Annotated in this window: 21 protein-coding genes and 1 riboswitch; of the genes, 11 read left to right on the top strand and 10 right to left on the bottom strand. The window is 57.0% G+C overall.

All coding sequences use genetic code 11. The features are described from left to right. Nucleotides 1-142: 142 nt before the first annotated feature. Together ribB and FKCLFG_RS15690 are read right to left on the bottom strand one after the other, a co-directional pair. Nucleotides 143-823 carry a 3,4-dihydroxy-2-butanone-4-phosphate synthase gene (ribB, locus tag FKCLFG_RS15695; protein WP_472613998.1) on the bottom strand — a complete coding sequence of 227 codons (681 nt, stop codon included), beginning with the start codon at nt 821-823 and terminating at the stop codon, nt 143-145. A 103-nt stretch (nt 824-926) separates the two neighbouring features. After that, nucleotides 927-1,110, bottom strand: a riboswitch (FMN riboswitch). A gap of 99 nt (nt 1,111-1,209) precedes the next feature. Then, entirely contained in the window at nt 1,210-1,980 is a 771-nt protein-coding gene (locus FKCLFG_RS15690; RefSeq protein WP_472613997.1) for a class II glutamine amidotransferase, read from the bottom strand. A gap of 330 nt (nt 1,981-2,310) precedes the next feature. Here FKCLFG_RS15690 and proV point away from each other — a divergent pair, with 330 nt between their 5' ends. From proV to proX, 3 genes are all read left to right on the top strand, one after another. Continuing rightward, complete coding sequence (gene proV, locus FKCLFG_RS15685) at nt 2,311-3,525, top strand: glycine betaine/L-proline ABC transporter ATP-binding protein ProV (protein WP_472613996.1); 1,215 nt, start codon at nt 2,311-2,313, stop codon at nt 3,523-3,525. 18 nt (nt 3,526-3,543) lie between these two features. Continuing rightward, a complete protein-coding gene (proW, locus tag FKCLFG_RS15680) occupies nt 3,544-4,758 on the top strand; it encodes a glycine betaine/L-proline ABC transporter permease ProW (RefSeq protein WP_472613995.1) in 1,215 nt (404 codons plus the stop codon). Nucleotides 4,759-4,831: 73 nt separating this feature from the next. Further along, nucleotides 4,832-5,851 (top strand): glycine betaine/L-proline ABC transporter substrate-binding protein ProX, encoded by a 1,020-nt coding sequence (gene proX, locus FKCLFG_RS15675; protein ID WP_472613994.1) that lies wholly within the window; start codon nt 4,832-4,834, stop codon nt 5,849-5,851. A 124-nt stretch (nt 5,852-5,975) separates the two neighbouring features. Here the strand turns inward: proX and FKCLFG_RS15670 are convergent, their stop codons facing one another. After that, a complete protein-coding gene (locus tag FKCLFG_RS15670) occupies nt 5,976-6,566 on the bottom strand; it encodes a uracil-DNA glycosylase family protein (protein ID WP_472613993.1) in 591 nt (196 codons plus the stop codon). A 700-nt stretch (nt 6,567-7,266) separates the two neighbouring features. Between FKCLFG_RS15670 and FKCLFG_RS15665 the strand changes: the two genes are divergently transcribed. Then, nucleotides 7,267-8,637: a sigma-54 dependent transcriptional regulator gene (locus FKCLFG_RS15665; protein WP_472613992.1), complete on the top strand. Its 1,371-nt coding sequence runs from the start codon at nt 7,267-7,269 to the stop codon at nt 8,635-8,637. A 293-nt stretch (nt 8,638-8,930) separates the two neighbouring features. On the opposite strand, the gene FKCLFG_RS15660 is transcribed toward FKCLFG_RS15665, so the two are convergent. After that, nucleotides 8,931-9,119 carry a hypothetical protein gene (locus FKCLFG_RS15660; protein ID WP_472613991.1) on the bottom strand — a complete coding sequence of 63 codons (189 nt, stop codon included), beginning with the start codon at nt 9,117-9,119 and terminating at the stop codon, nt 8,931-8,933. An 82-nt stretch (nt 9,120-9,201) separates the two neighbouring features. Here FKCLFG_RS15660 and FKCLFG_RS15655 point away from each other — a divergent pair, with 82 nt between their 5' ends. From FKCLFG_RS15655 to FKCLFG_RS15640, 4 genes are all read left to right on the top strand, one after another. Further along, nucleotides 9,202-10,728 (top strand): hypothetical protein, encoded by a 1,527-nt coding sequence (locus tag FKCLFG_RS15655; RefSeq protein ID WP_472613990.1) that lies wholly within the window; start codon nt 9,202-9,204, stop codon nt 10,726-10,728. 213 nt (nt 10,729-10,941) lie between these two features. After that, nucleotides 10,942-11,304, top strand: coding sequence for a hypothetical protein (locus FKCLFG_RS15650; RefSeq protein WP_472613989.1), 363 nt, complete (start codon nt 10,942-10,944; stop codon nt 11,302-11,304). A 2-nt stretch (nt 11,305-11,306) separates the two neighbouring features. Further along, the gene (locus FKCLFG_RS15645) at nt 11,307-11,996 is read left to right on the top strand and encodes a C39 family peptidase (protein WP_472613988.1); all 690 of its coding nucleotides are present in this window, start codon (nt 11,307-11,309) and stop codon (nt 11,994-11,996) included. Nucleotides 11,997-12,085: 89 nt separating this feature from the next. Further along, nucleotides 12,086-13,354, top strand: a complete 1,269-nt coding sequence (locus FKCLFG_RS15640; RefSeq protein WP_472613987.1) for a hypothetical protein — start codon at nt 12,086-12,088, stop codon at nt 13,352-13,354. Between the two features lie 605 nt (nt 13,355-13,959). On the opposite strand, the gene FKCLFG_RS15635 is transcribed toward FKCLFG_RS15640, so the two are convergent. Further along, nucleotides 13,960-15,015, bottom strand: coding sequence for a TAXI family TRAP transporter solute-binding subunit (locus FKCLFG_RS15635; protein ID WP_472613986.1), 1,056 nt, complete (start codon nt 15,013-15,015; stop codon nt 13,960-13,962). 240 nt (nt 15,016-15,255) lie between these two features. Between FKCLFG_RS15635 and FKCLFG_RS15630 the strand changes: the two genes are divergently transcribed. Both FKCLFG_RS15630 and FKCLFG_RS15625 read left to right on the top strand, forming a co-directional pair. Next, nucleotides 15,256-15,390 (top strand): hypothetical protein, encoded by a 135-nt coding sequence (locus tag FKCLFG_RS15630; protein ID WP_472613985.1) that lies wholly within the window; start codon nt 15,256-15,258, stop codon nt 15,388-15,390. Nucleotides 15,391-15,480: 90 nt separating this feature from the next. Then, nucleotides 15,481-15,774 carry a hypothetical protein gene (locus FKCLFG_RS15625; RefSeq protein WP_472613984.1) on the top strand — a complete coding sequence of 98 codons (294 nt, stop codon included), beginning with the start codon at nt 15,481-15,483 and terminating at the stop codon, nt 15,772-15,774. A gap of 220 nt (nt 15,775-15,994) precedes the next feature. Here the strand turns inward: FKCLFG_RS15625 and FKCLFG_RS15620 are convergent, their stop codons facing one another. The 4 genes from FKCLFG_RS15620 to FKCLFG_RS15605 all read right to left on the bottom strand — a co-directional run bounded on the left by FKCLFG_RS15620 (nt 15,995) and on the right by FKCLFG_RS15605 (nt 21,651). Then, a complete protein-coding gene (locus FKCLFG_RS15620) occupies nt 15,995-17,296 on the bottom strand; it encodes an acetate kinase (RefSeq protein WP_472613983.1) in 1,302 nt (433 codons plus the stop codon). 265 nt (nt 17,297-17,561) lie between these two features. Then, nucleotides 17,562-18,986, bottom strand: a complete 1,425-nt coding sequence (locus FKCLFG_RS15615; RefSeq protein WP_472613982.1) for a sigma-54 interaction domain-containing protein — start codon at nt 18,984-18,986, stop codon at nt 17,562-17,564. 417 nt (nt 18,987-19,403) lie between these two features. Further along, nucleotides 19,404-20,537: a DNA-processing protein DprA gene (gene dprA / locus FKCLFG_RS15610; protein ID WP_472613981.1), complete on the bottom strand. Its 1,134-nt coding sequence runs from the start codon at nt 20,535-20,537 to the stop codon at nt 19,404-19,406. A gap of 37 nt (nt 20,538-20,574) precedes the next feature. After that, nucleotides 20,575-21,651: a LysM peptidoglycan-binding domain-containing protein gene (locus FKCLFG_RS15605; protein WP_472613980.1), complete on the bottom strand. Its 1,077-nt coding sequence runs from the start codon at nt 21,649-21,651 to the stop codon at nt 20,575-20,577. Between the two features lie 179 nt (nt 21,652-21,830). Between FKCLFG_RS15605 and def the strand changes: the two genes are divergently transcribed. Beyond that, nucleotides 21,831-22,343 carry a peptide deformylase gene (def, locus tag FKCLFG_RS15600; RefSeq protein ID WP_472613979.1) on the top strand — a complete coding sequence of 171 codons (513 nt, stop codon included), beginning with the start codon at nt 21,831-21,833 and terminating at the stop codon, nt 22,341-22,343. Between the two features lie 13 nt (nt 22,344-22,356). Here the strand turns inward: def and FKCLFG_RS15595 are convergent, their stop codons facing one another. Next, nucleotides 22,357-23,268, bottom strand: coding sequence for a LysR family transcriptional regulator (locus tag FKCLFG_RS15595; protein WP_472613978.1), 912 nt, complete (start codon nt 23,266-23,268; stop codon nt 22,357-22,359). Nucleotides 23,269-23,437: the final 169 nt, after the last annotated feature.

The following is a 23,437-nucleotide window of genomic DNA, read 5'->3' as shown; positions in this document are numbered from 1 at the left end:
GACGAGTATGCGTTTCACTGATTCTAAATAAAGCAAGCCAAACCGGAGTGGAGCGTACCCATGCTCTGCTCCGATTAAACTGCGGCACTCCCTGGCGACGATCCACAGCAAAACCAAGGTGCGCTTTTAACATGAGTGCGAATCAGATTTGCTGTTGCAAGCGATAGCTGGCCAACTCATCGATCGATAACATGATCAGATCATGAGCGATGGCGTATTCCGTGATGTCATCGTCCTTGGCCATGCTGCCATCCGGGTTCATCAATTCGCACAAGACGGCAGCCGGCATCAGCCCTGCCATCCGCGCCAGATCGACCGAGCCCTCGGTGTGACCGCGCCGGCTTAATACGCCGCCGGGCGCCGCCCGCAGCGGGAACACATGCCCGGGCCGAGCGAGGTGATCCGGTTGCGCGTCGGCGGCAATCGCGGCGAGGATGGTGGTGACGCGGTCCGCTGCCGATACGCCGGTGGTTACGCCATCCCTGGCCTCGATGCTGATGGTAAATGGGGTGCCGTAACGGCTTTCATTTTTGGCGACCATCGGCGGCAATTGCAACTGCTGCAATTTCTCGTCGGTCAGACACAGGCAGACAATGCCGCTGCCATCGCGGATCAGTCTCGCCATCGATTCGGTGCTGATTTTTTCGGCGGCGAGGATCAGATCGGCTTCATTCTCCCGATCAAAATCATCCATTAGCAAGACTGGGCGTCCGCTCCGCAAATCGGACAGCGCGCGTTGCAAGCGTTGCTCGAATGGGGCTTGCGGTGGGTTTTCCGTGTTGGTGGAAGGAGGAGTGGAACCTGATGCGGTGGTGATAAACATGATTGAAACGCTCCGGCAAAAAGAATGCGCAAAAGACGTTTCAGGGTTTTTGAATAGCCAAACGCAAGCGCCCACGGTACAGACCGCGGACACTTTACGCATGGCGCATCTTCTCTCATCCGGACTATGACCGTCGGCCCTGGAATCACACCAGATCTGCTGACCTTGCAAGGCGAATCCGGGCATTCCGGATTCGCCTTGCAAGCGCTCGCGGGCTTGTTCGGGCGCACGAATCATGCGCCGAATTTACCGCCGGTGGGGAATTTCGCCCCGCCCTGAAGACGTGCTACCTACCGAAATATTCGGCCCCGCATTATACCTAGAACAACAAGGCGGTAAGTCGCAGAATACGTTGCGGACTGAATCAGGATTGCCTTGAAAACGGACTACAGCGCGGCCGGCACGCCTTCGACGAACACCTGCAGTTCGCCCGGCGCAAACTGGATCCAGTTCTCGTTGGCCGTCAGCGGTTCGGTGACGATGATGGCGACGCAGTCTTGCGGGGTGGTGACTTGCGAGAAATCGACGCTGATATCTTCATCCGATAATTTTGCAGTGGCAAAAGGATAGCGCCGCACAATGTAGTGCAGTTTGGTCGAGCAGTGGACGAACAGCGCATCGCCGTCCGACAACATCATGTTGAATGTGCCGTGGCGGGCGATCTCGCTGCACAGTTCCTGCAGTGCGATTTTCAGTTGCGCATTGGTCGGCCGTTGTTCGCCGAAACGGTGCCGCAATTGCTGCAAAATATAGCAAAACGCATACTCGCTATCGGTGCTGCCGACCGGGTGGTAAGCGCCCGTCAGCGCTGGGGTGAACTCTTTCAGGTCGCCATTGTGCGCAAACACCCAGTAATGTCCCCACAATTCACGCACGAACGGATGGCAGTTTTCCAGCGCCACCGCGCCATGGGTGGCCTTGCGGATATGCGCGACCACGCTCTTGGATTTGATCGGATAGCGTTTGATCAATTCGGCAATCGGGGACTCCACGGCGGACAGGTGGTCGACAAAATGACGCACCCCATTACCTTCGAAAAAGGCGATACCCCAGCCGTCCTTGTGTTCATCGGTGCGGCCGCCGCGCGTGGCGAAGCCGGTGAAGCTGAAAACGATGTCGGTGGGGACGTTGCAATTCATCCCGAGGAGTTGGCACATGGCTTGAGGTCGAATCCAAAAAACGCATTGAGAAAGGGGCAGCGACTACGGTAACACGCGCCGCCGACGCCGTATAGCGCGCGGGGTTATAGTATGTCTATATGTTTATCGCGGTGCCACCGGGGAGCCCGGATCAGCCCGCCAGGGTGACATGTTTTACGGCAGTATTCATGGAGTGCCACGCATTATGTGCGGGCAGCTGGCATATGGCAATATACCCCCATCTAGTATCAATAGCTGTTCTGTGCTATCATCCGGTTCGTGCTTTGGCCAAAACGCCTAAGCGGCCGGGCCTTGTGTTCAACTAATTAACCAAGGGAGGCATACACCGTGGCAAAACAAATCTGCATCAACCATGTATTCAAAGTGTTCGGCGATGCACCGCAAGATGCACTCGAATTAGTCCGCCAGGGCTGCACCAAAGAAGAGGTTCTGGCACGCACCGGCAAAACCATCGGTGTGTTCGACGCCAGCTTCACCATCGAGGCGGGTGAAATTTTCGTCATCATGGGACTGTCCGGATCGGGCAAGTCGACCCTGGTGCGCTTGCTCAACCGACTGATTGAACCGACTGCCGGCACCATCCTGGTCGACGGCTCTGATATCAACGATCTGTCCGACGCCCAGTTGCGCGCGTTGCGCCGCAAGGACATCAGCATGGTGTTCCAATCCTTCGCGCTGATGCCGCATCTGACGGTGCAAGACAATACGGCGTTCGGCCTGGAACTGGCCGGCGTCGGTCACGCCGAGCGCACTTCTCAGGCCGCACAGGCGCTGGAGCAAGTCGGCCTCGCCGGCTGGGGCGCGAGCTACCCGGACGAGCTTTCCGGCGGCATGCAGCAGCGCGTCGGTTTGGCGCGGGCGCTGGCTTCGGACCCCTCGATCCTGCTGATGGACGAAGCTTTCTCGGCGCTGGACCCGATCATCCGTACCGAGATGCAGTCGGAGCTGTTGCGGCTGCAGCAGGTCAAGCGCCGCACCGTGGTTTTCATTTCGCACGATCTGGATGAAGCGATGCGCATCGGCGATCGCATTGCCATCATGAAGGACGGCCATGTGGTACAGGTCGGCACGCCCGACGAAATCCTGCGCAATCCGGCCGACGATTATGTGCGCAGCTTCATATATGGCGTGGATGCGGCGGCCGTGTTCAAGGCTGTCGACATCGCGCAAAAAAAACAGATCGTGGTATCCGAGCATTCCAGTTGGGGCTCGCGCGCCGCGCTCAAGATGCTGGAGGATCAGGATCGCAACTACGCTTATGTGGTCAGCCCAACCAAGCAGTACCTGGGCGTGGTCTCGGCCGACTCGCTGCACGCAGCGCTGCACGATCATGTCGGCCCCCTCGGCCTGGTGCACGCCTACTTGCCGGACGTGACGCCGATTGCCGCCGATGCACCGGTTAGCGAATTGTTCGGCCAGGTGGCGCAAGTGCCCTACGCGGTGCCCGTGGTGACCGCAGATGGACGCTTTTGCGGCGCCATCAGCAAGACCACCCTGTTGAAATTCCTGGATCGCGACACCCCAGCGGTGCCCGCGTCCTGACTCTGAAAGGTTCCCCTCATGCAAAACACATCCACGCCAGAGGCGCACCCGATCGATCCCGGCGCCAGTTCCAGCGCCAGTCCTTCTCCCTGGGACAGCGCCGCGCCGGCTAGTCCGGCGGCTTCGCCCACAGCAGACGCCGACCCTTGGCTCAGTAGCCCGGCGCCGGCCGGCTCCGTAGACGACAGCGCTGCGGCAGGAAGCAATTGGCTGGACGCGCCAACCGCTGCCGTGCCCGCCGATGGCGGCAGCGGCAGTGTAAGCGGTTGGCAGATTCAGCAATTGTGGGACGGCTCGCTGCCCATCGAATCCTGGATCAACCAGGGTCTGGATTGGGTGGTGCTGCACTTTCGTCCTTTTTTCCAGACCGTGCGCGCGCCCATCGACAGTACGCTGACCTGGGTTGAAGCTTTGCTGTTAAGCGTGCCTTCGCTGGCTATGGTGGCGCTGTTCGGCCTGCTGGCCTGGCAGTTTGCCGGCCGTGGAGTGGCGCTCGGCACGGTGATATCGTTGTTGGTGGTAGTAATGCTGGGCATCTGGCCCGAGGCCATGGTCACGCTGTCGCTGGTGCTGACCTCGCTGGTGTTTTGCCTGGCCGTGGGCTTGCCGCTGGGGATTCTGCTGGCCAGCAGCGATCGCACCCAGAACATCATGCGTCCGCTGCTGGACGCCATGCAAACCACGCCCGCCTTCGTGTATCTGGTGCCGGTGGTGATGCTGTTCGGGATCGGCAACGTGCCCGGCGTGATCGTCACCATCGTCTTTGCGCTGCCGCCGCTGGTGCGTCTGACCAACCTGGGCATCCGTCAGGTGCGGCCCGATTTGATCGAGGCGGCGCGCGCTTATGGCGCTTCGCCCTGGCAACTGCTGGTCAAGGTGCAACTGCCGCTGGCGATGCCTTCCATCATGGCCGGCGTCAACCAGACGCTGATGTTGTCGCTGTCGATGGTGGTGATCGCCTCCATGATTGCGGTCGGCGGCCTGGGCCAGATGGTGCTGCGCGGTATTGGCCGGCTGGACATGGGCCTGGCCACCGTGGGCGGCCTGGGCATCGTGCTGCTGGCGATTTCGCTGGACCGCATCACGCAAGCTGCGGGTCAGCCGCGCCGCGGCGTGCGGCACTGGTGGCAGACCGGCCCGGCTGGGCTGGCGTGGCGTCTGCTGCGCCGCGGTGACAAGCCGTCCGGCGGCGCAGCTGCTGAACCGCCGGCCCCCGCATCCGGTGCGCAGTAACCGAAGCAACCGAAGTAGCAAACAGTACGCAACCCAACTGTTTCCCCACCCCTGAACTAAAGGAGCCAACCTCATGACAACAATGACCACACGGCGCTTGACGCGCACGCTGCTGGCCGGCGGCCTGCTGGCCCTGGGCCTGGCGCAAGTCTCGGCCGCTACCTTACCCGGCAAGGACATCAAGGTAATGCCGCTGCAGAGCCCGGTTGCCGAAGAAACTTTCCAGACGCTGCTGGTATCGAAGGCGTTGCAAAAGCTCGGCTACGAGGTGCAGCCGATCAAGGAAGTCGCGTATCCGGCCGCACACATCGCGGTTGCCAACGGCGACGCCACTTTCATAGCCGATCACTGGAATCCGCTGCACGCCGACTTTTACAAAAACTCCGGCGGCGACGCCAAGCTTTCGCGCAAGGGCGTGTACACGGACAACGCGGCCATGGGCTACCTGATCGACAAGAAGACAGCCGACAAGTACAAGATCACCAACATCAGCCAGCTCACTGACCCCAAAATTGCCAAGCTGTTCGACACCGACGGCGACGGCAAGGCCGACATGACCGGCTGTGATCCTGGCTGGGGCTGCGAGGCGGTCATCGAGCACCAGCTCACCGCTTACAAGCTGCGCGATACGGTGACGCACAAGCAAGGCAGCTATTCCGCACTGATTGCCGACACCATCACGCGCTTCAAGCAAGGCAAGCCGATCCTCTACTACACCTGGACGCCGTACTGGGTCAGCGCCCAGTTGCGCCCCGGGCGCGAAGTGGTGTGGCTGGAAGTGCCGTTTTCGTCGCTGCCGGGCGAACAGACCAAGCTCGACACCAAGCTGCCGAATGGCAAGAATTACGGCTTTGTCATCAACAAGCAGCAAATCGTGGCCAACAAGAAGTTCGTCGAGGCCAACCCGGCCGCCGGCAAGCTGTTTGAATTGATGCAATTGCCCATTGCCGACATTAGCGCGCAAAACCTGCGCATGAGCAAGGGCGAGAACAAGCCCGCAGACATCGAGCGCCACGCCAACGGCTGGATCAAGGCGCACCAAAAAATCTTCGACAGCTGGATTGCACAAGCATTGGCAGCGGCCAAGAAATAAGCCGAATCAGAGGAAAATTGGCTGCCAGCGCCCGATTCAAGGGCGTTGGCAGTTTTTTTTTGCGCGTTCGGCATGGACAACGAAAAAATACACCATCACGCCTGTCCAGCTGATTTTTTCAGGTTCAACCCAGGAGTGCGTCGATGCGTGTGCGCAAGACTGGAATCAATTGCTGTTCGAACCAGGGATGGCGCTTGAACCACGGCTGGTTGCGCGGTGATGGATGGGGCAGTGGAATGTATTGCGGTGCGTATTCCGGCCAGGCGCTGACCGTGTCGGTCAGCGACGCTTTGCGCCGTTGGCCCAAAAAATGGCGTTGTGCATATTGGCCGATCAGGAGTGTCAACTCGATCTGCTGCATGCGCGCCAGCAACTGATCGAGCCAGAGTTGCGCGCATTCGCGGCGCGGCGGCAAATCGCCACCCTTGCCGCGGCCCGGATAACAATAGCCCATCGGGATAATGGCGATGCGCGAAGCATCATAGAATATTTCCTTGTCGACTCCCATCCACGCACGCAGGCGCTCGCCACTGAGGTCGTCCCAAGGGATCCCGCTGGTGTGTACCCGTAATCCGGGCGCTTGCCCCACGATCAGAATGCGCGCGGTTGCGCTGGCGCGCAGCACCGGGCGCGGACCCAGCGGCAGATCGGATGCGCATGCGCGGCAAGCGCGCACGTCGTTTAGCAGCGTTTCCAGGTCTGGACTATGGCTCATGCGTTATTCCCTCTGTGGACGCTCTGATCACGATGCAAACTGGGACGTTTGGTGCTCAGGCGGCGTTCGTTGATTGGGTTTCCCATCATGATCGGCGGGATCTGTTGCATTGCGGGCGGGTTGTTTTCATGCGTGTCGGGAGTACCGGTGACTGGTCTGCATGCGTCGGGAATTCAGCGGGTGTCCCATTTTACAATCTGACTAAAAATACTATCGGGCCAGGCAACGATCCGGTCACACATTATCTGGCTTCGCATGAGACAACCCGGGACGGAGCCTGAAATAGGACATGCGCAAGCGCCATTGAAAATTGCCGCACGCAGCTGACGGATGCACACGATGCACACTTATATTGATTGCGCATTTTGCAGTTGAAAATTGTCAGTTTTCTGTACGTTCCTTGTCAAACCTTCAGAACCGTAGATTCTGCGCTGATAGCGGATACACGAGCGCGTCATCTCATCTCTGGCAGCGCGATATGTGCGTCAAAGAGCGAACATCCACGGACAGAAATTTCGCGATGCATACACAAAAATACATTGAAATCAATGGCTTGCCTATATGGCATGGAGTTTGCTCGAATAATGGCAAGTCAATGCATTTGCATGGAATCAGGTCCGCACATTGACAGCGCTTCAAACGCACGGCAGGCCATGCCCGGGCTGTCTATTCGCATCAGTGAACTCAAATAAGGATGGTTATGACCTTACGGAAACTGCTGTGCATTACTTTGGGTAGCCCAGCCGAGATGTCAGCGCCGTTGCGCTTGTCAGCGGCGTGGGAGGTGTGTTGTGCCGCTGATGTCAGGGCTGCCGGCAGGATATTGCGCGATCAGCCGTTGCGAGTCGGCATTTTATTGCTGCATCAGATCGACGCCCAGGCGTATGGTGAAATCGATAGCTTTCTGAAAATGCATTGGTCGATGCAATGGGTCGGAGTTTTTCATCCGAATGCGATGCAGTCGCGTGTATGTCGCGAACTGATGCTTGAGCACTTGTTTGACTTCCATACCTGGCCGATAGATGAACCACGTTTGAACCATACGCTGGGCCATGCTTTTGGTTATGCAGGCTTGCATCACGAATCCGATGCAGCGGCTGACCACAGTTGGAATATGGGTTTTGTCGGTCAGAGCGCGGCCATTAACAACCTGCGTCAGCGGATATTGAAAATCGCCAGTGCCAATGCGCCGGTCCTGATATGGGGCGAGAGCGGCAGCGGTAAAGAGCTAACGGCGCAGGCCATACACAAGAATTCGGTACGTGCGGCCGGTCCTTTCATAGCGGTCAATTGCGGCGCGATTCCGGCAAATTTGATCCAGTCCGAACTATTCGGCTATGAGCGCGGCGCATTTACCGGCGCCGCCAAGGAAAAGCGTGGCCTGATCGAGTCCGCTGCGGGCGGCACCATATTTCTGGATGAAATCGGTGATTTGCCGATGGATCTGCAGACCAATCTATTGCGTTTCCTGCAGGAAAAAACCATCAATCGTGTGGGCGGCACCCACAGCATCGAGGTGGATGCGCATGTCATTGCAGCGTCCCATGTGAACCTGGAAAAGGCGGTGGCGGCAGGACTTTTTCGGAAAGATTTATTTTATCGATTAAGTGTGCTGCCGCTCGATGTGCCACCGTTGCGGGAGTGCAAGGAAGATCTGGAATTATTGGCCAACCATTTTTTCAAGGTGTTTGCACAGGACAGAAACCCAAGGTTAAGAGGGTTCAGCGGCAAAGCCATGCATGCGGTCAAGGCGCATGACTGGCCCGGCAATGTGCGTGAGCTGATCAACCGGGTGCGGCGTGCGATGGTGATGGCGGAAGGCCGTTTGATTACACCGCAGGACCTCGGTCTGGAGCGGCGCAGCGGGCTGCGCAGTGGCGATGCGCTCGACGATGCCCGCATTCGCGCCGAACGCAGCGCAATTCATGTCAGCTTGCAACGCACCGGTAAAAACATTACCCACGCAGCGCATGACTTAGGCATTTCGCGCATGACCCTGTATCGGTTGATGGAAAAACACGGCATTCATCCTGATGCGAATAAGGCTGACGCAAACACCGACATCATGTAGTAGGCGCATCTTTGGATGCGAGGTCATTGCGAATTTTTTACACTGTGCTGAATACGTTATTGGCGTGATTGCGTTTGCTATCACAGCAGGATTTTTAGCGTGCCGAGTGCGGATTTCCCCCCATGAAAAACAGCTTTTTCAAAGCAGTGCAATGCCGCTGGAGGCCTGATCCTTGCGGCCACTTGAATCTGTGCCAAACCGGTTTTAACGTAACAGATTTGAGACAGCTGTTTTTGCCTGGCGTAGTGGTTGACAGGGCCGACTAGGCGCTTGAATTGATTGATGAAATATTGTTAACTTTGTGGCAACGCAAATGCGAAGAATAAGGAATCCGGGCGGACTGTAACGTGGATGTGACAGGTCTGTTTTTTCGATCGGCGCATGGCGCTTTTTTTATCTGAAAAAGAACCGGTATTTGCCAGTAAAAATAGATTTTCTTCATATTTTTCAAAGGCTTGAATTGGCTGAGGTTTTCCTGGCATCGAATTTGCTCAGGTGTGCATGGGTTGGCTTGCGAGGCTAATCTTTGAACAATCTTCTTCAACTTTCGGTAAGGGAACTATCATGAAAAAGACTTTATTGGCATCTGCCATCGCTGTTGCTTTCGGCCTTGCTGGTCAGGCAATGGCTCAAGTGACGGTCACCAAGACTGCCACTGACAGCAACAACAAGACCATTACCAATACCGATACGGACACCAGGACCACCGCTGATAGCAACAACAAGACCATTACCAAGAACGACAACGATACCAAGACCATTACCCTTACCAAGACTGATACCGACACTAAAACCGATTCGCACAACAAGGCCATCACCAAGAACGACAACGATACCAAGACCACTACCATCACCAAGAACGACAACGACACCAAGACCACCACCATCACCAAGACTGATACCGACACCAGAACCGATTCGCACAACCAGAACAAAGGCAAAGCGCAGGCTGAAGGGTACGGTACGGCAGCAGCCAACAATGGCTCTACCGCCACCGCCAATTTCAGCAACGCCTTCAATACCAACAAGGCGATCGCAGTCAGCAAGCTGGAGGGCAGCGTAAGCGGCAACACGATCTTAGGCATCGGTAACAATGCATCGAGCTACGGCAATGCCAATGGCGGCGACGGCGGCAAAGGCATCGGCGCTAAAGGCGTCGGCGGTGACGGCGCTCGAGGCGGCAGTGGCGGTGACGGCGGCTACGCCAAAAATGGCAGCGTCAAGGCTACTGCCAGCAGCGGCAGAGCTTCCGGTGGTGACGGCGGCGACGGCGGCAACGCCAAACACGCCCGTGGCGGCAGTGGCGGCGACGGCGACGGCACTAGCGGCAAGGCTGTTGCTGCCAGCGGCGCCAAAGGTGGCTATGGCGCGGGTGACTCCGGCAAAGCTGGGGCCCTCAACGTATCTGTAGGCGGTTTCGCCAAGGGTGAGTCCAGCGCTCGCAACAAGGCTAGCGGCGGTGACGCCGCGGCTTTGGGTGGCCTCGGCTACGGTGGTGGCGCTAATGGTCGGGGCAACAATAATAGTTTTGCCCCTACACGTATCGGTGGTGCTGGCCTCGGTTTATCTGTCGGCGTCGGCGGTAACGCTGACGGCACAGCCACTAGTGGCGCAGGTACCGGCACCGGCGGTGCAGCTACCGGCGCCGCGACAGCCAGCAGCGGTACAGCAACCGGCACTGGTGGCGCAGCAACAGCCGGCGCATCAACTGCCAGCAGCGGTACAGCAACCGGCACTGGCGGCGCTGGCGGCACTGCCAGCAACACAGGTGGGACTGGTGGCGTCGGCGGTTCAGCAACCAGCGGCAGTGCAACCACTACTGCCAGCAATGGCGCTGCCACTGGTGGTGTTGGTGGCGCCGGCGCAGCCGGTGGTGCAGGCGCAGCCGGTACTGGCGGTGCTGGCACTGGCGGAGCTGGCGGCGCTGGCGGCAACATCGCCGTCAATGCCGGTACTTTCAACATGTCCAACACCATGACGAGCGCAGCGCAATCTGCTGCAGGCGTCATGGTAATAAGCCAGAACAGCGGCTTCGCTTCACTAGTACAGCAAAGTGTGAACGTTCAAGCCAACTTGAACCTAGGCAGGTAATAGCGTTACCCGGCGCTGGGTGCATTGGATACGCACCCAGCGCCGGGGTTGGATCGGCAACAAGGTGGAAGCCGCAGAGCGAAAAGATTAACCATTTTCGATCAGACAAGAAAACGGACCTTTAAGCCCGTGATTTCCAGACATTTGGGCAGATGTCGTTGGCATGCAGATTCAGCCAACTTATCGGCCAGGCGTCACCAAGGAGAGAACAACATGCAATCAATCAACTATGCGCTCAAGGCCCTATTGGCAGTGGCAATATGTTCACCCGGCTTCGCCGTGTCGGCAACACTGTCGCCAGCCGACGCAGCGTTACCACCGGTCGTTATTGGAATGGGGCCGGCGCTGACAGCCGGTCAATTGGAAAGTTATCGTGGCGGCACCGACACAGTCATCAATGACATGACCTTGAGCGGCTCCGTAGCGCGCAATTCGGCCAGCGATGTGAACACTGGAAGCAATGCCATTAACGGCGCTGCATTTGCCAATTCCAACGGTTTTGCCACCGTGATCCAGAATACAGGCGCCAATGTATTGATCCAGAACGCGACTGTTGTTAACGTGCAATTCAAATAATCATGAATAACTTATTGGCGCTGGTCATGACCTCTGCAACGCTGGCGCTGACGCCACTGCAGGTGGGTGCTTTGGATTTGCCGGGCTATGCAGGCGGGAAATATGCGGTGCCTGTGACCAGCTTGAAAGAAGCCCGTTTCAAGGCGACATTGCGGCAGCAATATGATTTCAGCTGTGGTTCAGCGGCAGTTGCTACCTTGCTCACCCACCAATATGGTTACCCGGTCAGCGAGCAGCAAGTGTTTGAAGAAATGTTTGCCCGCGGCAATCAACAAAAAATTCAGAAGGAAGGATTTTCCCTGCTGGATATCAAGCAGTATCTGGCTAACCACGGTTTCCTGGCAGACGGCTTTGAGCAACCGCTGCAAAAGCTGGCCGATACTGGCTTGCCAGCCATTGTGCTGATTGAAGAGAAGGGCTACCACCATTTTGTCGTGATTAAAGGGATGCGTGACGGCCGGATTCTGATCGGCGATCCATCCAGTGGAACGCGGGCGATTCCACGCACCAGTTTTGAAGCGGCATGGGTGAATAAGCTCCTGTTTGTCATACACAAGCAACCACAGGGAGCGATTAAATTCAACGATGCGGCCGATTGGCGCGTCGCCCCGAGGGCGCCTTTGAGCGCCGGCATCAACAACGATGGATTAAGCAATGTGACTATACCCAAAATGGGTTCAGGCGATTTTTGACAGGATTTTTTTGACAGGATTATATGAAACAGCAAGCGCATCAAAAAATTGCGACTCTCTGCGCGTTAATTGGTGCCAGCATATCTTGCATGGGCGTCGCACTGGCGGAAGATGGCAGCTTGGCGGGCCCCGGTGCGGGGCATGTGGCAGATACGGCCAGCGGGTTTGCGCCAACCCGGTCGGCAACTGCCGCCGCGCCAGCGCCCGCAGACTGCGCACTGCCGGCGCTGGCAGAGGCTTTGGCAATTAGCCAGTACGTGACCGTATGCAGTGACCACAGCATCGAACAGTTGCACATCGCATCTGCAGCCCATCCGGCAATGCCAGCAGTTAAGCCGCCGTCCGACGACAAATCCACCGTTGTTACAAACCGCACGACGCCCCCCGCATACGACGAAGAAGCAATGGATAAACTTATCCTGAGCCTGCTCGAAGATAAAAGCGTGCCACCGCCACCGTTATCCCAATATGACGGGCTGCGGTCGACCAACGCTATTTTACTCAAACAGGAAACCGACGGGCGTGAACCGGCGCAACTGGCGCAGACGCTTTCCCTCAGCTTGGACGGGATGCCAGCAACCACAGATACTCAGGCGATAGCCAACAATTGGGAACAATCCGAACCCGTCGCCGTGTCCGACAACTGGGAGCTATTGCCGCCCGTAGCAGTTGTGGGACAGGCAGAAAACAAGCTGCCGTTTGCAGCCTCAGCAGCATCAGCAAACCAGCCAGAGACTTTCGCCTCTGGCGCGCAAGCAGTGGAATCGCCTCTGCCAAGGGTGGAGGCGATCGCTGCATTGGACCCCGGACCAGTACTGCCAGTGGCGCAACAACAGATGGCAGCGGAGAAGCCGGCCCAGCCACAGCCAGTAAGCATGGCTGAAGTCAAGCAGAGTAGTAGCGAACAAGGTAATAGCAAACAAAGGCCGGCGACGGATAAATGGATCGCCGCCGTCAGCGACACCAATCTCGATCAACTGCGCGGCGGTTTCGATGCCGGGTCAGGGCTGCTGGTTTCCTTCGGCATTCAGCGCGCGGTGTATATCAACGGCAACCTGGCAACTACCACCAGTTTCACCATCCCGGATGTCAGCAAGGTTACCGGCGCGCAAGCCGCAATGCTGAGTGCTGCCGCAAGTACGGTCAACCTGGTTCAAAATGGTTCGGGCAACACGCTTCAGCCAGGTGCGTTATCACAGGCCGTCGGCGCCACAGTGATCCAGAATACCTTGAACAACCAGCGCATCCAGAACCTGACGATCATCGATACCACAACTAACAGTCTGGGTCTGCTCAAGGGTATCAATGCGCAGTCTGTCCTGAGGGACGCCATCAGCAATTCAGTGGGAACCAGATGAGCAGATGCGCGTTATATCGAAACCCATCAAACGATGAGCCGATGTTGCGCATCATGCAGGTACTATCCTGAGTGTATTTAATATACGTAATAAATATATGCGTGAAATGCCATGAAAATCGTGATACTCCTGTTGTATATGAGCACATCGTAACTGTTCACCTCGCTATGAATACCCCCTCGCCCGCTTGCGGGAGAGGGTTGGGGAGAGGGTGACTGCAAAGTCGACGACTTAATTAATCGCTTTGCCCTTCGTGGATGCTTTGTCGGGGTAGCCCGACAGCTACTCACTTTTCTTTGCTTCGCCAAAGAAAAGTAAGCAAAAGAAAGGCGACCGCAGACTTGCCCTTCGGGTACCCGTTTATGTGCTGCAAAAAATGGGAAATGAAGGAACTCGCTTCGCTCAAACAGCCTTCATTTCTGATCCATTTTCTGCAGCACACAAACGGCTGCGTCCCAAGCGGCCTAACATCAAAAACAGCGTCCATACAACCGCCAATGACATAAAGCTGTCACTTGGATATCAACCTCATAGTAGGCTGAATAGATACAGCGCATCTTGCGCGGACAATGCGTAACAGCAGCGCTGCGCTGCTGTTTTCAGGCTCAGATGCCGCACAGTCCAAGCACTTTCTCTTGCTGGCTACATTCCTTGGCTAGCGGCGTGGGTTTGGCCTTGGCTTGCGTGGCACGACGCGCCACGCAAGCACGCAGCACATGTTCCATCGGCGGGTAATAGGCCCATCCTTTGCCGAGCTGCGGCAATTCCATTTTGACCTGCTTCCATTTCGGGTGCCCAAAGTTCTGCAGATTGTCGAAATTCAGGCAAAGAGCTTGTGCGAAGCGGTTCAGTTGACCTTTGGTCTGTTTCAAGTTGTAGTCGTAGGTCACGAGAAACGCCTTGACCGTCAGCGTTGGTATATCTTCGCCCAGCCAGTTGGGATAGCTGGTGTTGCGTATGACGGCTGGAAAATAGGTCTTGGTAGCCCGCATGATTTCGGGTGCCTTGTCATCCAGGCGCAACAGCTTGATGAGTTGTCGTGCTTCAGGCTTCATATCCACCAACAATTTGGCAGGCTGGCCGGCAACGATGATCACCACATCCACCGATTTATCGCCGGTGAGCTTGAGCAGCGCTTCCTCGTTGGAGAGGTAGCTCGCGTTGGCATCAGGCAAGGGCTGGCCGAACATCAGCCGATACAGCGTGGTCGATGACAGTGCGGTGCCGCTGCCGACCGGGCCCACATTGATTTTTTTGTCTTTCATTTCATGGATGAATTTGAGCGGTGAATCGGCCCGCGTGACAAAGTAAATTTCTTCGTCATACAGCGGCAGAATAACGCGCAAGGGCCGGATCAGCTGTCCTGCCGGATTGTTTCCCGCCGCGGCCTGATCGAGCAGCGCCTGATACAGGTCGGACTGCACCAGCGCGAACTTGACGCCGGGCTCATAACGCAGCCGCTGCACATTTTCCGCCGAACCCTTCGAGGGCAGCACTTCCAAGTCTATGCCAGCCGGATCGGCAACCCACTTTGCGAGATCGCGGCCAATCTGGATGTAGGTGCCGCGTTCGGACGCAGTCACGATTTTGTACTCCGCCCTGGCCAAGGCCAGCCCCGGCAACGCCAGCAAAAAACAGACGATAAAGCAGATTTTTCTCATGATATCGCTCTCATTTAATCTAAATTGCATAGTGACAACGCCTGTGCGGCTTCGGAACATGGAGTATGGGTCGGGGCAGTGGGTTCTCTTTCACGTGGCGTCTGTGTGGGTACTTCGGGGGCGGCGGTTTCCCGGTTGATACGTTCCTGCCGACTGCCGGTTTGCGCCGGCTGTTTTTTCAAGCCCTTTGCCGTCCGTGGCAGGGCTGCGTTCTCGCTCTTCTCTAAAGTCGGAGGCACTATGGGCATGGGCTCCGCTCGCTCAGGGATGGCCGGAGCCGCCTCGGCAAGTCGATTGTCAGGCAACCCTGTCTGCGCTTGCGTCGCCGTGGCGGCAGGCTCCGGCTTGACCAGGGGCGGCGCTGCCACGCTGTGAACGACGTCCTTGCTGGGCTGTTTCTCAGCATAGGGCGTTGCAGGCGGCGGCGGAAAGAAAGAGGAAACGAGCAAAGCTGCCGCACCTGATATGGCCAGAATCAGCGCCGCCAGCCAGGCCCGGCGCAGCCATTTCTGCTGCTGGAAAACGGCTGAAGATGCCAGCATCGAGTTGACGGTGTTTGGAGCGGAGGCGGGCGCAGCCTGGGGCGGGATTGCAGCGGACGGCGCGGCCATGGCCGGCGGACTCTTCAGGATGTCGGGTGTTTCCGGCTGGATATCGCCCGTTGCAGCGGCTCTTGCTGATGCTGCTTTCGTGTCGGCGCTGGTGTCAGCGCTTGTGACAGGAGGGGCTGTTGCCGTTTTTGCCGCAGACAATGGCTGACCGCACTTAGTACAGATCGTCGCCATCTTGTGGTTGAAAGTCCCGCACCCGGGGCAGACCTGCAGGTTCAGGGGCAGGCCCCAGTGGTCGCGAACTTGCGTTTTTGGCCCGGGTTCAGACAGGTGGAATACGTATTTCATCAACCTTACTCGCAGTATGCGGACTTCCCATGTAACAAAGCTTCAAGCATGCACGAGCCTCCCAGCGCATATTCCTCTGGTCAGAACGTCATCGGCAATCTGACGGTGAGCGATACGTCTGGTGTGTCGCGCGTCAGGCCCGCACCAACTGATACGCTCAATGTCGTTTTTTCACTCAAACGATAGGAGTAGCCGACCAGCAAAGTGGCAAGCTGCGTCCTGACCGAGCCTGGCACCACCGTGTCATTTTGCTTGGTCCTGCCGATCGAGCTATGGTCATAGCCGATGCTGAAGGAGGATTTTTCATTCAAGGCCAGACCCATGCCGAAATTGAATCCAATCCCATCGCCGGGTGCGACGGTGCCGATGAATTCTTCGGCGCCGCCCAGAACTCTGCGGCTGACGTCAGAACGCTTGAAGTTGTGCAGATAACTGACGCTGCCGAAAAATACCGCCGGGTCGGAAGGGAACAGCCAGGTCAGGCTCGGCTGCAAGGAATAAAAGCCGGAGCCGGTCGGTAATTCCGTTGGCAAGCCGGTGCCCGTGGTGTTGCCAACACAGCGCTGGGCGCAATCGGTCACCACCTCGAACGGATCTTTGCCAGTGCGCGATTTGAAGCGCAAGCTGCCGATATAGAAAGGTTTGTCGACCCCGCCTTCATTCAATTGGTAACGCGCCGCCAGTTCAATATCGCCCAGCGCCCTGCCGCTGGTGTCGAACACTCTTTCTGTTGCGGAGCCATCGAAGATTTCGCGGCTGATGGCGGCATCTGAACGATATACATACGGCACCCGGGCTTCCAGTTCGAGGCGGTTGTTGATGCCGAAGCGCCCGGTCAACGCGCCGGTGAAAGTGTTGCGCTTGACTTCGCGCACATCCACCAAGCCGATCAGAAGCGCTGGAATGATGGTGTAGCCGACCAGCGCCACCCGGTTGCTGGAGGAGTACCCAAACTGCAACGAAGGCTCCAGTACATATTTTCCTTTGGGGGTCAGTACACCCGGTTGCTCAAAGAGCGGGGCCACTTCTGGCGGCCGGCCATCCTGGCTAGGTGCTTGACCTACCGCTTGGGTATTCTGTGGCTCGGCCTGGGCCAAGGTCAACTCTTCCGGCGCGCCGACTTTACCTGCGCCACGTTGTCTGGCCAATACATCGATGCCAACGGTACGGCGTACTTCCCGCAGGCTGGTCCTTTGCTCTGCCACGGTTAGCTTCAGGGATTCAAGCAATTCTTTTTGTTCAGCCAGTTGTTGCTTCATCGACTCGAGTCTGGTGGCGAGCTCCTCCTGAGTGCCGGTGACCGGTTCGGCGGAGGCTATCGCACCCACTAGCAACAGGGCGGAACAACCTGCATAACCGACGTATCGTAGCTTTTGCGTCATGTGTAATCCCCTGTTGTCCCCAGCGTTCGGGCACGCTGTATTTTGAAGTGTTGGTCGTCATCGCGCCGATTTTGCAGACGCGATTGATTTACAAGTGCAAATGCTCTCCTGCCCCTACTGCAGCGTAGATGGAACCCTGCATCTTGTAATTGGATGGTAAAGAAAGGGTTGTTTTTAATGTTGTTCGAAATCAAAGTTTGTCTGCAATAAACGCGGGCAGCGCTGTTAGAAAAATTGGCCGCGATCATGTCTGATTGGATTTGATTTATTGCGGCGCGGCATCCATCGTTGTGTCGCTTTCATGTGCTGTGATGGCAGCACGGAGCTGGTATTTTTCGAGGAGACGGTACAGCGTCACCCGTGAAATTCCCAGCAATTGGGCCGCACGGGAGATCTGATTGCGGGCCTGAGTCAGCGCGCGCTGAATGGTTTCTCTTTCAGCGGTGGCGCGTGCGTGTTCCAACGAAATCTGCTCTTCTGCGGTATCGCTGGCACGAAAACCGAGGTCTTCCGGCTTGATGAAACGGCCTTCCGCCATCACCGTCGCACGCTGGATGCGATTGATTAATTCGCGGACATTGCCGGGCCAATCATGCTGCAGCATCGCTTTCATCGCGTTTTTGGAGAACCCGCGCAAGCTTTTATTGTGTGCTTGCGAGAATTGCCTGAAGTAATGCAATGCAAGCTGTTCTATGTCTTCGGTGCATTCGACCAGGCGCGGCGTGGTGATGCAAATGACATTGATGCGGTAATACAAGTCTTCGCGGAAACGCCCTAATTTGACTGCTTGCTCCAAGTTGATATGGGTCGCGGCGATAACGCGTACATCAATGGTCAGGGACGCCGTGCCGCCGACGCGCTCAATGGTTTTTTCTTGCAGGAAGCGCAGCATGTTGACCTGCATGTCAAATGGCATGTCGCCTATTTCATCGAGAAACAGGGTGCCGCCTTGGGCCGCTTCAATGCGGCCGATTTTGCGCTGGTTGGCACCGGTAAAAGCCCCCTTTTCATACCCGAACAATTCAGACTGGAACAACGTTGCCGGAATTGCGCCGCAATTAACCGCTACAAACGGCGCGTCATTGCGGGAAGACTGATGATGGATCGACAGCGCGGCGAGTTCTTTGCCGGTGCCGGATGGCCCTGTAATCAGCACGGCCGCATCGGTATTCGCCACTTTCCTGATTTGCCGGGCGAGGCGCTGCATCTGCGCCGACCTGCCCACCATGGTGGCATTGAGTTTGGAGGCAGAAGCTTCATCGGCGGATATCTTGTGGGCGTCATGCACGAATGCCATGCTCCAGGCGTGCTGCAGCGCGAGGACGATGTGTTCGCACTCGGCCGGGATGGTCAGGAAATTGAACAGGCGTTCGCTGATGAATTTCCTGATAGAGGGCAACAGAATGAGTTCTTGGGAAAACAGGCCGACCCATGCAATTTGGTTAATGTTCAGGAATTTTTCATAGACATCCATTTGATGCAAATCCTGTTCTTCCCGGATGATCACCAGGCCCACACGGCAGCCGTCATTTATCGCGCGATAGGCTGTTTCCAGTGTCGGTTTCTCAATCAGTTGAATGTTGTTATCGAGTAGCAAGTCTGCATAAGGACAGGCCAGCCCGGTCGGGCTGGATAAACGCAAAACCAGTACCGGCTGGAGTCGCCGCGCGAAAGTCGAGGCATATAGCATTTTTCTGTCTTTTTCTATTCTTATCGGTATCCGCAGCGGATCATCTGGATGATCCCCTCCTATCGCGCTGCTAGACCTTTCGGATGGAGGTCAGGTTGCAGCTGACTCGTGTACCGTAATAGTTGATAACTGAATAATCAGGTTACAGCGCGTGTCCTTTTTTAACAATCTGCAATCCGTTGAAAGTTTCTTGTAAGCCATTGATTTAATTGTGTTTGTTGATTGAAATCAACGTTCTTCCTGAGGGTATGCACAGGTTGTTTCCAATGTGCATTCAAGCGGGGTTCGATAACGCAGAAAGGTATGCCGGGAGGCAAGATATTTGCGTTGAATAGGGGAAATTTTAGCCGCTGCAAATGGGCTAGGGCCAGGAGCTGGCCCACATGGCAGGCGTGGCGGCAGCACGCCTGCGTAAACTTAGCCTAAGCGACGATAGGCGCCATCCGGCAGTCGCTCCACCAAGCCGTCCAGTTCGAGCATCAGCAGTTGGGTGCTGAGGGTGGAGATATCGAAGCCGCTGCGCTGCGCCAGCAGGTCCACCGGTACCGGATCGAAGCCCATCGCAACCAGCAGCCGGCTGGCGAGCGGGTCTTTCGGGTTGGCGCTGGCAGTGCCAGCCGCTGCAACCGCTGCTGGAATAGAGGCCGGCTTGAAATCACGCAACTCTTCCAGTATGTCCTGGGCCGACTCGACTAGTTTTGCCCCTTGCTTGAGCAGCAGATGACAGCCTTTGGACAGCGGCGAATGGATCGAGCCAGGGATCGCAAATACCTCCCGGTTCTGGTCGGCGGCCATGCGGGCGGTGATCAGCGAACCCGATTGCAGCGCCGCCTCGACCACCAGCACGCCGCGCGCCAGTCCGGAAATGATGCGGTTGCGGCGCGGGAAGTTGGAGGCGATCGCCGGCATCCCGAGCGGGTACTCGCTGACGATGCAGCCGCCATCGGCAATCTGGTGCGCCAGACTGCGATTGCGGGCCGGATAGACGATATCGGTGCCGGTGCCGATCACGGCCACGGTCGATCCGGCGCCGCGCAGACCGCCCTGATGGGCGGCCGCGTCGATTCCCAGCGCCATGCCGGAAATGATGGTCAGCCCCGCCTGGCTCAACGCCTGCGAAAACTGGTCGGCGTTGGCAATCCCTTGCGCGGTGGCGTTGCGACTGCCGACCACCGCCAGCGCCGGAGCCGACAGCAGCGCCAGCCGCCCTTTCGCATACAGCATCAGCGGCGGGTCGGAAATATTCAGCAGCGCTGGCGGATAGCCAGCGTCTGCCAGCGTCAGCACGTGATTGTCGGCTTGCGCGCTCCAGGCCAGCGTCTTGTCGATCAGGGTCAGGGTGGTGTCGGAAGGCGGCGCCAGCAGCGCTTGCGCGACGCGCTGCGACACCACCTTATTCAGCGCCGAAAAGTTGGTCGAAAAAATGTTTTCCGGCAAACCGAAGGCCGCCAGCAGCTTGCGCGCGGTCTCGGGGCCGACGCCGGGCGTCTGCTCCAGCCGCAACCAGTGCGCCAACTCCTCCGGCCGCGCCGCGCCTGCGGTATCTGTCATCGTGGAATTGATATCGGTTAATTGCTTAGTTGGTTGATTACTCGGGCGACTTGACCACGTCTCCGACCTGGACCGAGTCGGTGACTTGCATGATCAGGCCGTAAGAGATTTTGTTGAAGACCCGGAAAATAAACAGCGTACCGTATTGCTCGTCAGGCAGCTTGATGGTCTTGCCCTTATCGGCCGGGTCCTTGATAAGTTGGCCATAGCGCGACAATTCAAGCACTGTACCGATATCGATGCCGTCGTTCTTGCCGCGGTTGATCGCCACCACCTGATTCTGGCCGGCATGGGTTACGCCGCCGTAGATGGACACGATGCGCGCGGCGACCGGGGTTTCCGGCGGATGCGGCATGTAATTCAGGACCGGCGTTGGCGGTACCGGCAACAGGCGGTCGCCGACTCCCATTTCTTGCTTGGACGTAACCACCGTAAAGGTGTGCGCTTCATTTTCCGCACTGGCTGCGCGCTGCAGTTTCAGCGTGCCAAGATAGACCGCTTCAAAACCGATGACCGCTTTGGTTTCCGGGTCTTTTAACGGCTTGCCCGGACGAAATGCCTGGAACGAGGTGCCGCCCTGCAGATCGCCCCGGACATACGCCTTGTCATTTTTGCCAAGGAACACGCGCCCCTCTTGGGCCGCGACAATGCGCGGCGTATCGTCGAGCTGGTTTTCTTCGATTATCAATGGTTGCGATAGAAACGGCTCAATGCTGCTGGCGGCAATCGCCGGTATCGCATCCAGACCCAAGCCTTCGGTGCGGATTCCGGGCAACAGCCGCACGTTCGGCGAACCGCCAAGAGCGGCTTTTGACCCCAGCCGCAGGCGGCCGGCTACGCGGTCAAAATACACAATCTGGCCTGGATAAATCCAGTGCGGATTACGGATCTGATCGCGGTTCAAGCCCCACACTTGCGGCCAGCACCACGGATGCTGCAAAAATTTTCCGGAAATTTCCCACAGGGTGTCGCCGCGCACCACCGTATGCTGATCCGGGGCATTCGACAGAAACGCGCACGAGGCTGCCTGCGCAGTCGGTACAGTCAGTAAAGCCAATGCAGCGAAAATAGGTGCAGCGGTCAATTTCAGAGCGATTGTGCTAAAATTTTTCATGATGTTATTCAATGAGTGGGCATGAGTTGGTGTCGGATGCAGCGCTGCAAATGTGGTGTACGCACACAAGTGGATGCACGGCAATACTTGCCAAATTGAATCAAATTCTGCCCATAAAACCTTGAACTAGCAAGAGAAAATCCTTTTCGGCACCGTGGTGCCGTTGCGTAAAAAATCGTATGCCACTATTAAATATTCTGCTGTATCCCGATCCGCGCCTGCACAAGATCGCCAAGCCGGTGACGGTGTTTGACGCGCGCCTGAAAAAACTCATCAAGGATATGGCTGACACCATGTACGAAGCGCCCGGCGTCGGCCTGGCCGCCTCGCAAGTCGATGTCCATCAACAGTTGCTGGTGATCGACACCTCGGATACGCAAGACGATTTGCAGGTATTCATCAATCCGGAAATCCTCTGGGCCAGCAGCGAAACCAAGCTGTATGACGAAGGCTGCCTGTCGGTGCCGGGCGTCTATGATGGCGTCGAGCGGCCGGCCGAGGTCAAGGTGCGGGCGCTGGACGCAGACGGCAAAGCGTTCGAAGTCAGTGCCGATGGCTTGCTGGCGGTTTGTATACAGCACGAAATGGATCACCTCAAGGGCAAGGTATTCGTCGAATATCTGTCGCCGCTCAAGCGCAACCGCATCAAGGCCAGAATGCTGAAGGAAGAGCGCCAGCAGCGCCGGGGCTAATCACCCTCCGGCATCAATTCTGAGCAATTCCCTGGCGATATGATTTCGCCTCGTTTTCAAGCCAGTCCCGGAACTGTTTCAGGACTGCGCTTTCCGCTTTCTTCTCCGGGTAGACCAGGTAATACGATTTGTTGTTGACGAAATAATGGTCGGCAGGAATGATCAATTGCCCGCTTTTCAATTCGGATTCCACCAGAAAGCGCGGGATCAGCGCGATCCCCATGTCGTGCATTGCCGCCTGCGTGAGCATCGAAAACAGTTCATAGCGCGGCCCGGTCATGTCATGTTCCACCTGCAGATCGAACGATGCGAACCAGGTATGCCAGGCATACGGCCGCGTGGTTTGCTGCAGCAACGGATATTCCTGCACCTGCTTCGGGGTCAGCTTTTTGCGCGGCGCGATCAGGCCCGGGCTGCACACCGGGACGATATCTTCCTGCATCAGAAAGCACGCTTCAGTTCCCGGCCAGTGGGCGTCGCCGCAATGGATCGCCGCATCGAATCCGGTTTCGTTGAACAGGAACGGACGGGTGCTGGTGCTCAGGTTGATTGAAATATCCGGGTGTGCCTGATGAAATTGCGCCAGCCTGGGCATCAGCCACTTGGAGGCAAAGGTCGGCACGATGGCCAGCTCCAGGTTGCCGCCCAGCCCGCGCCGCGCCATCAGTTCCAGCGTGTCGCGTTCTATTTCGTCCAGCCGCAGAGCGACCTGGCGGCCATAGGTTGTGCCGGCTTCCGTCAGCGTCACGCCGCGCTTGCTGCGGTGGAACAGGGGCACGCCCAAAAACTCTTCCAGGCTGGCAATTTGCCGGCAAATTGCACTCTGAGTCTGGCTCAATTCCAGCGCCGCCTGGGTAAAACTCTGGTGTCTGGCGGCCGCTTCAAAAGCCATCAGTGCCTTGGTGTTCGGAATTTTTCTGCGCATGTGCAATGCCATTGGCACCATTTAAAAATTATTGTCCACGAAAGACACGAAGAGCACGAACCAAAATCACAACCAGATTATTTTAAAAAATAAGGAGTATCGTCATTTTTATGGCATTTGCCGCATATATTTATTGCGTATATAAAATATACAACTACCAGTTCGTAGG

The organism is Gelidimonas denitrificans, assembly GCF_055694065.1.
This window is presented reverse-complemented; position numbering and strand designations above follow the sequence as displayed.

What these genes read in the sequence shown, in the direction of transcription:
- FKCLFG_RS15670 (WP_472613993.1), bottom strand. Translation starts at nt 6,566, where the DNA reads ATGAGCCATAGTCCAGACCTGGAAACGCTGCTAAACGACGTGCGCGCT.
- FKCLFG_RS15640 (WP_472613987.1), top strand. Translation starts at nt 12,086, where the DNA reads ATGGGCGTCGCACTGGCGGAAGATGGCAGCTTGGCGGGCCCCGGTGCG.
- FKCLFG_RS15635 (WP_472613986.1), bottom strand. Translation starts at nt 15,015, where the DNA reads ATGAGAAAAATCTGCTTTATCGTCTGTTTTTTGCTGGCGTTGCCGGGG.
- FKCLFG_RS15650 (WP_472613989.1), top strand. Translation starts at nt 10,942, where the DNA reads ATGCAATCAATCAACTATGCGCTCAAGGCCCTATTGGCAGTGGCAATA.
- FKCLFG_RS15645 (WP_472613988.1), top strand. Translation starts at nt 11,307, where the DNA reads ATGAATAACTTATTGGCGCTGGTCATGACCTCTGCAACGCTGGCGCTG.
- FKCLFG_RS15605 (WP_472613980.1), bottom strand. Translation starts at nt 21,651, where the DNA reads ATGAAAAATTTTAGCACAATCGCTCTGAAATTGACCGCTGCACCTATT.
- FKCLFG_RS15595 (WP_472613978.1), bottom strand. Translation starts at nt 23,268, where the DNA reads ATGCGCAGAAAAATTCCGAACACCAAGGCACTGATGGCTTTTGAAGCG.
- def (WP_472613979.1), top strand. Translation starts at nt 21,831, where the DNA reads ATGCCACTATTAAATATTCTGCTGTATCCCGATCCGCGCCTGCACAAG.
- FKCLFG_RS15665 (WP_472613992.1), top strand. Translation starts at nt 7,267, where the DNA reads ATGACCTTACGGAAACTGCTGTGCATTACTTTGGGTAGCCCAGCCGAG.
- dprA (WP_472613981.1), bottom strand. Translation starts at nt 20,537, where the DNA reads ATGACAGATACCGCAGGCGCGGCGCGGCCGGAGGAGTTGGCGCACTGG.
- FKCLFG_RS15615 (WP_472613982.1), bottom strand. Translation starts at nt 18,986, where the DNA reads ATGCTATATGCCTCGACTTTCGCGCGGCGACTCCAGCCGGTACTGGTT.
- FKCLFG_RS15630 (WP_472613985.1), top strand. Translation starts at nt 15,256, where the DNA reads ATGGGCATGGGCTCCGCTCGCTCAGGGATGGCCGGAGCCGCCTCGGCA.
- FKCLFG_RS15655 (WP_472613990.1), top strand. Translation starts at nt 9,202, where the DNA reads ATGAAAAAGACTTTATTGGCATCTGCCATCGCTGTTGCTTTCGGCCTT.
- proX (WP_472613994.1), top strand. Translation starts at nt 4,832, where the DNA reads ATGACAACAATGACCACACGGCGCTTGACGCGCACGCTGCTGGCCGGC.
- FKCLFG_RS15690 (WP_472613997.1), bottom strand. Translation starts at nt 1,980, where the DNA reads ATGTGCCAACTCCTCGGGATGAATTGCAACGTCCCCACCGACATCGTT.
- FKCLFG_RS15660 (WP_472613991.1), bottom strand. Translation starts at nt 9,119, where the DNA reads ATGCCAGGAAAACCTCAGCCAATTCAAGCCTTTGAAAAATATGAAGAA.
- FKCLFG_RS15620 (WP_472613983.1), bottom strand. Translation starts at nt 17,296, where the DNA reads ATGACGCAAAAGCTACGATACGTCGGTTATGCAGGTTGTTCCGCCCTG.
- ribB (WP_472613998.1), bottom strand. Translation starts at nt 823, where the DNA reads ATGTTTATCACCACCGCATCAGGTTCCACTCCTCCTTCCACCAACACG.
- proW (WP_472613995.1), top strand. Translation starts at nt 3,544, where the DNA reads ATGCAAAACACATCCACGCCAGAGGCGCACCCGATCGATCCCGGCGCC.
- FKCLFG_RS15625 (WP_472613984.1), top strand. Translation starts at nt 15,481, where the DNA reads ATGGCCAGAATCAGCGCCGCCAGCCAGGCCCGGCGCAGCCATTTCTGC.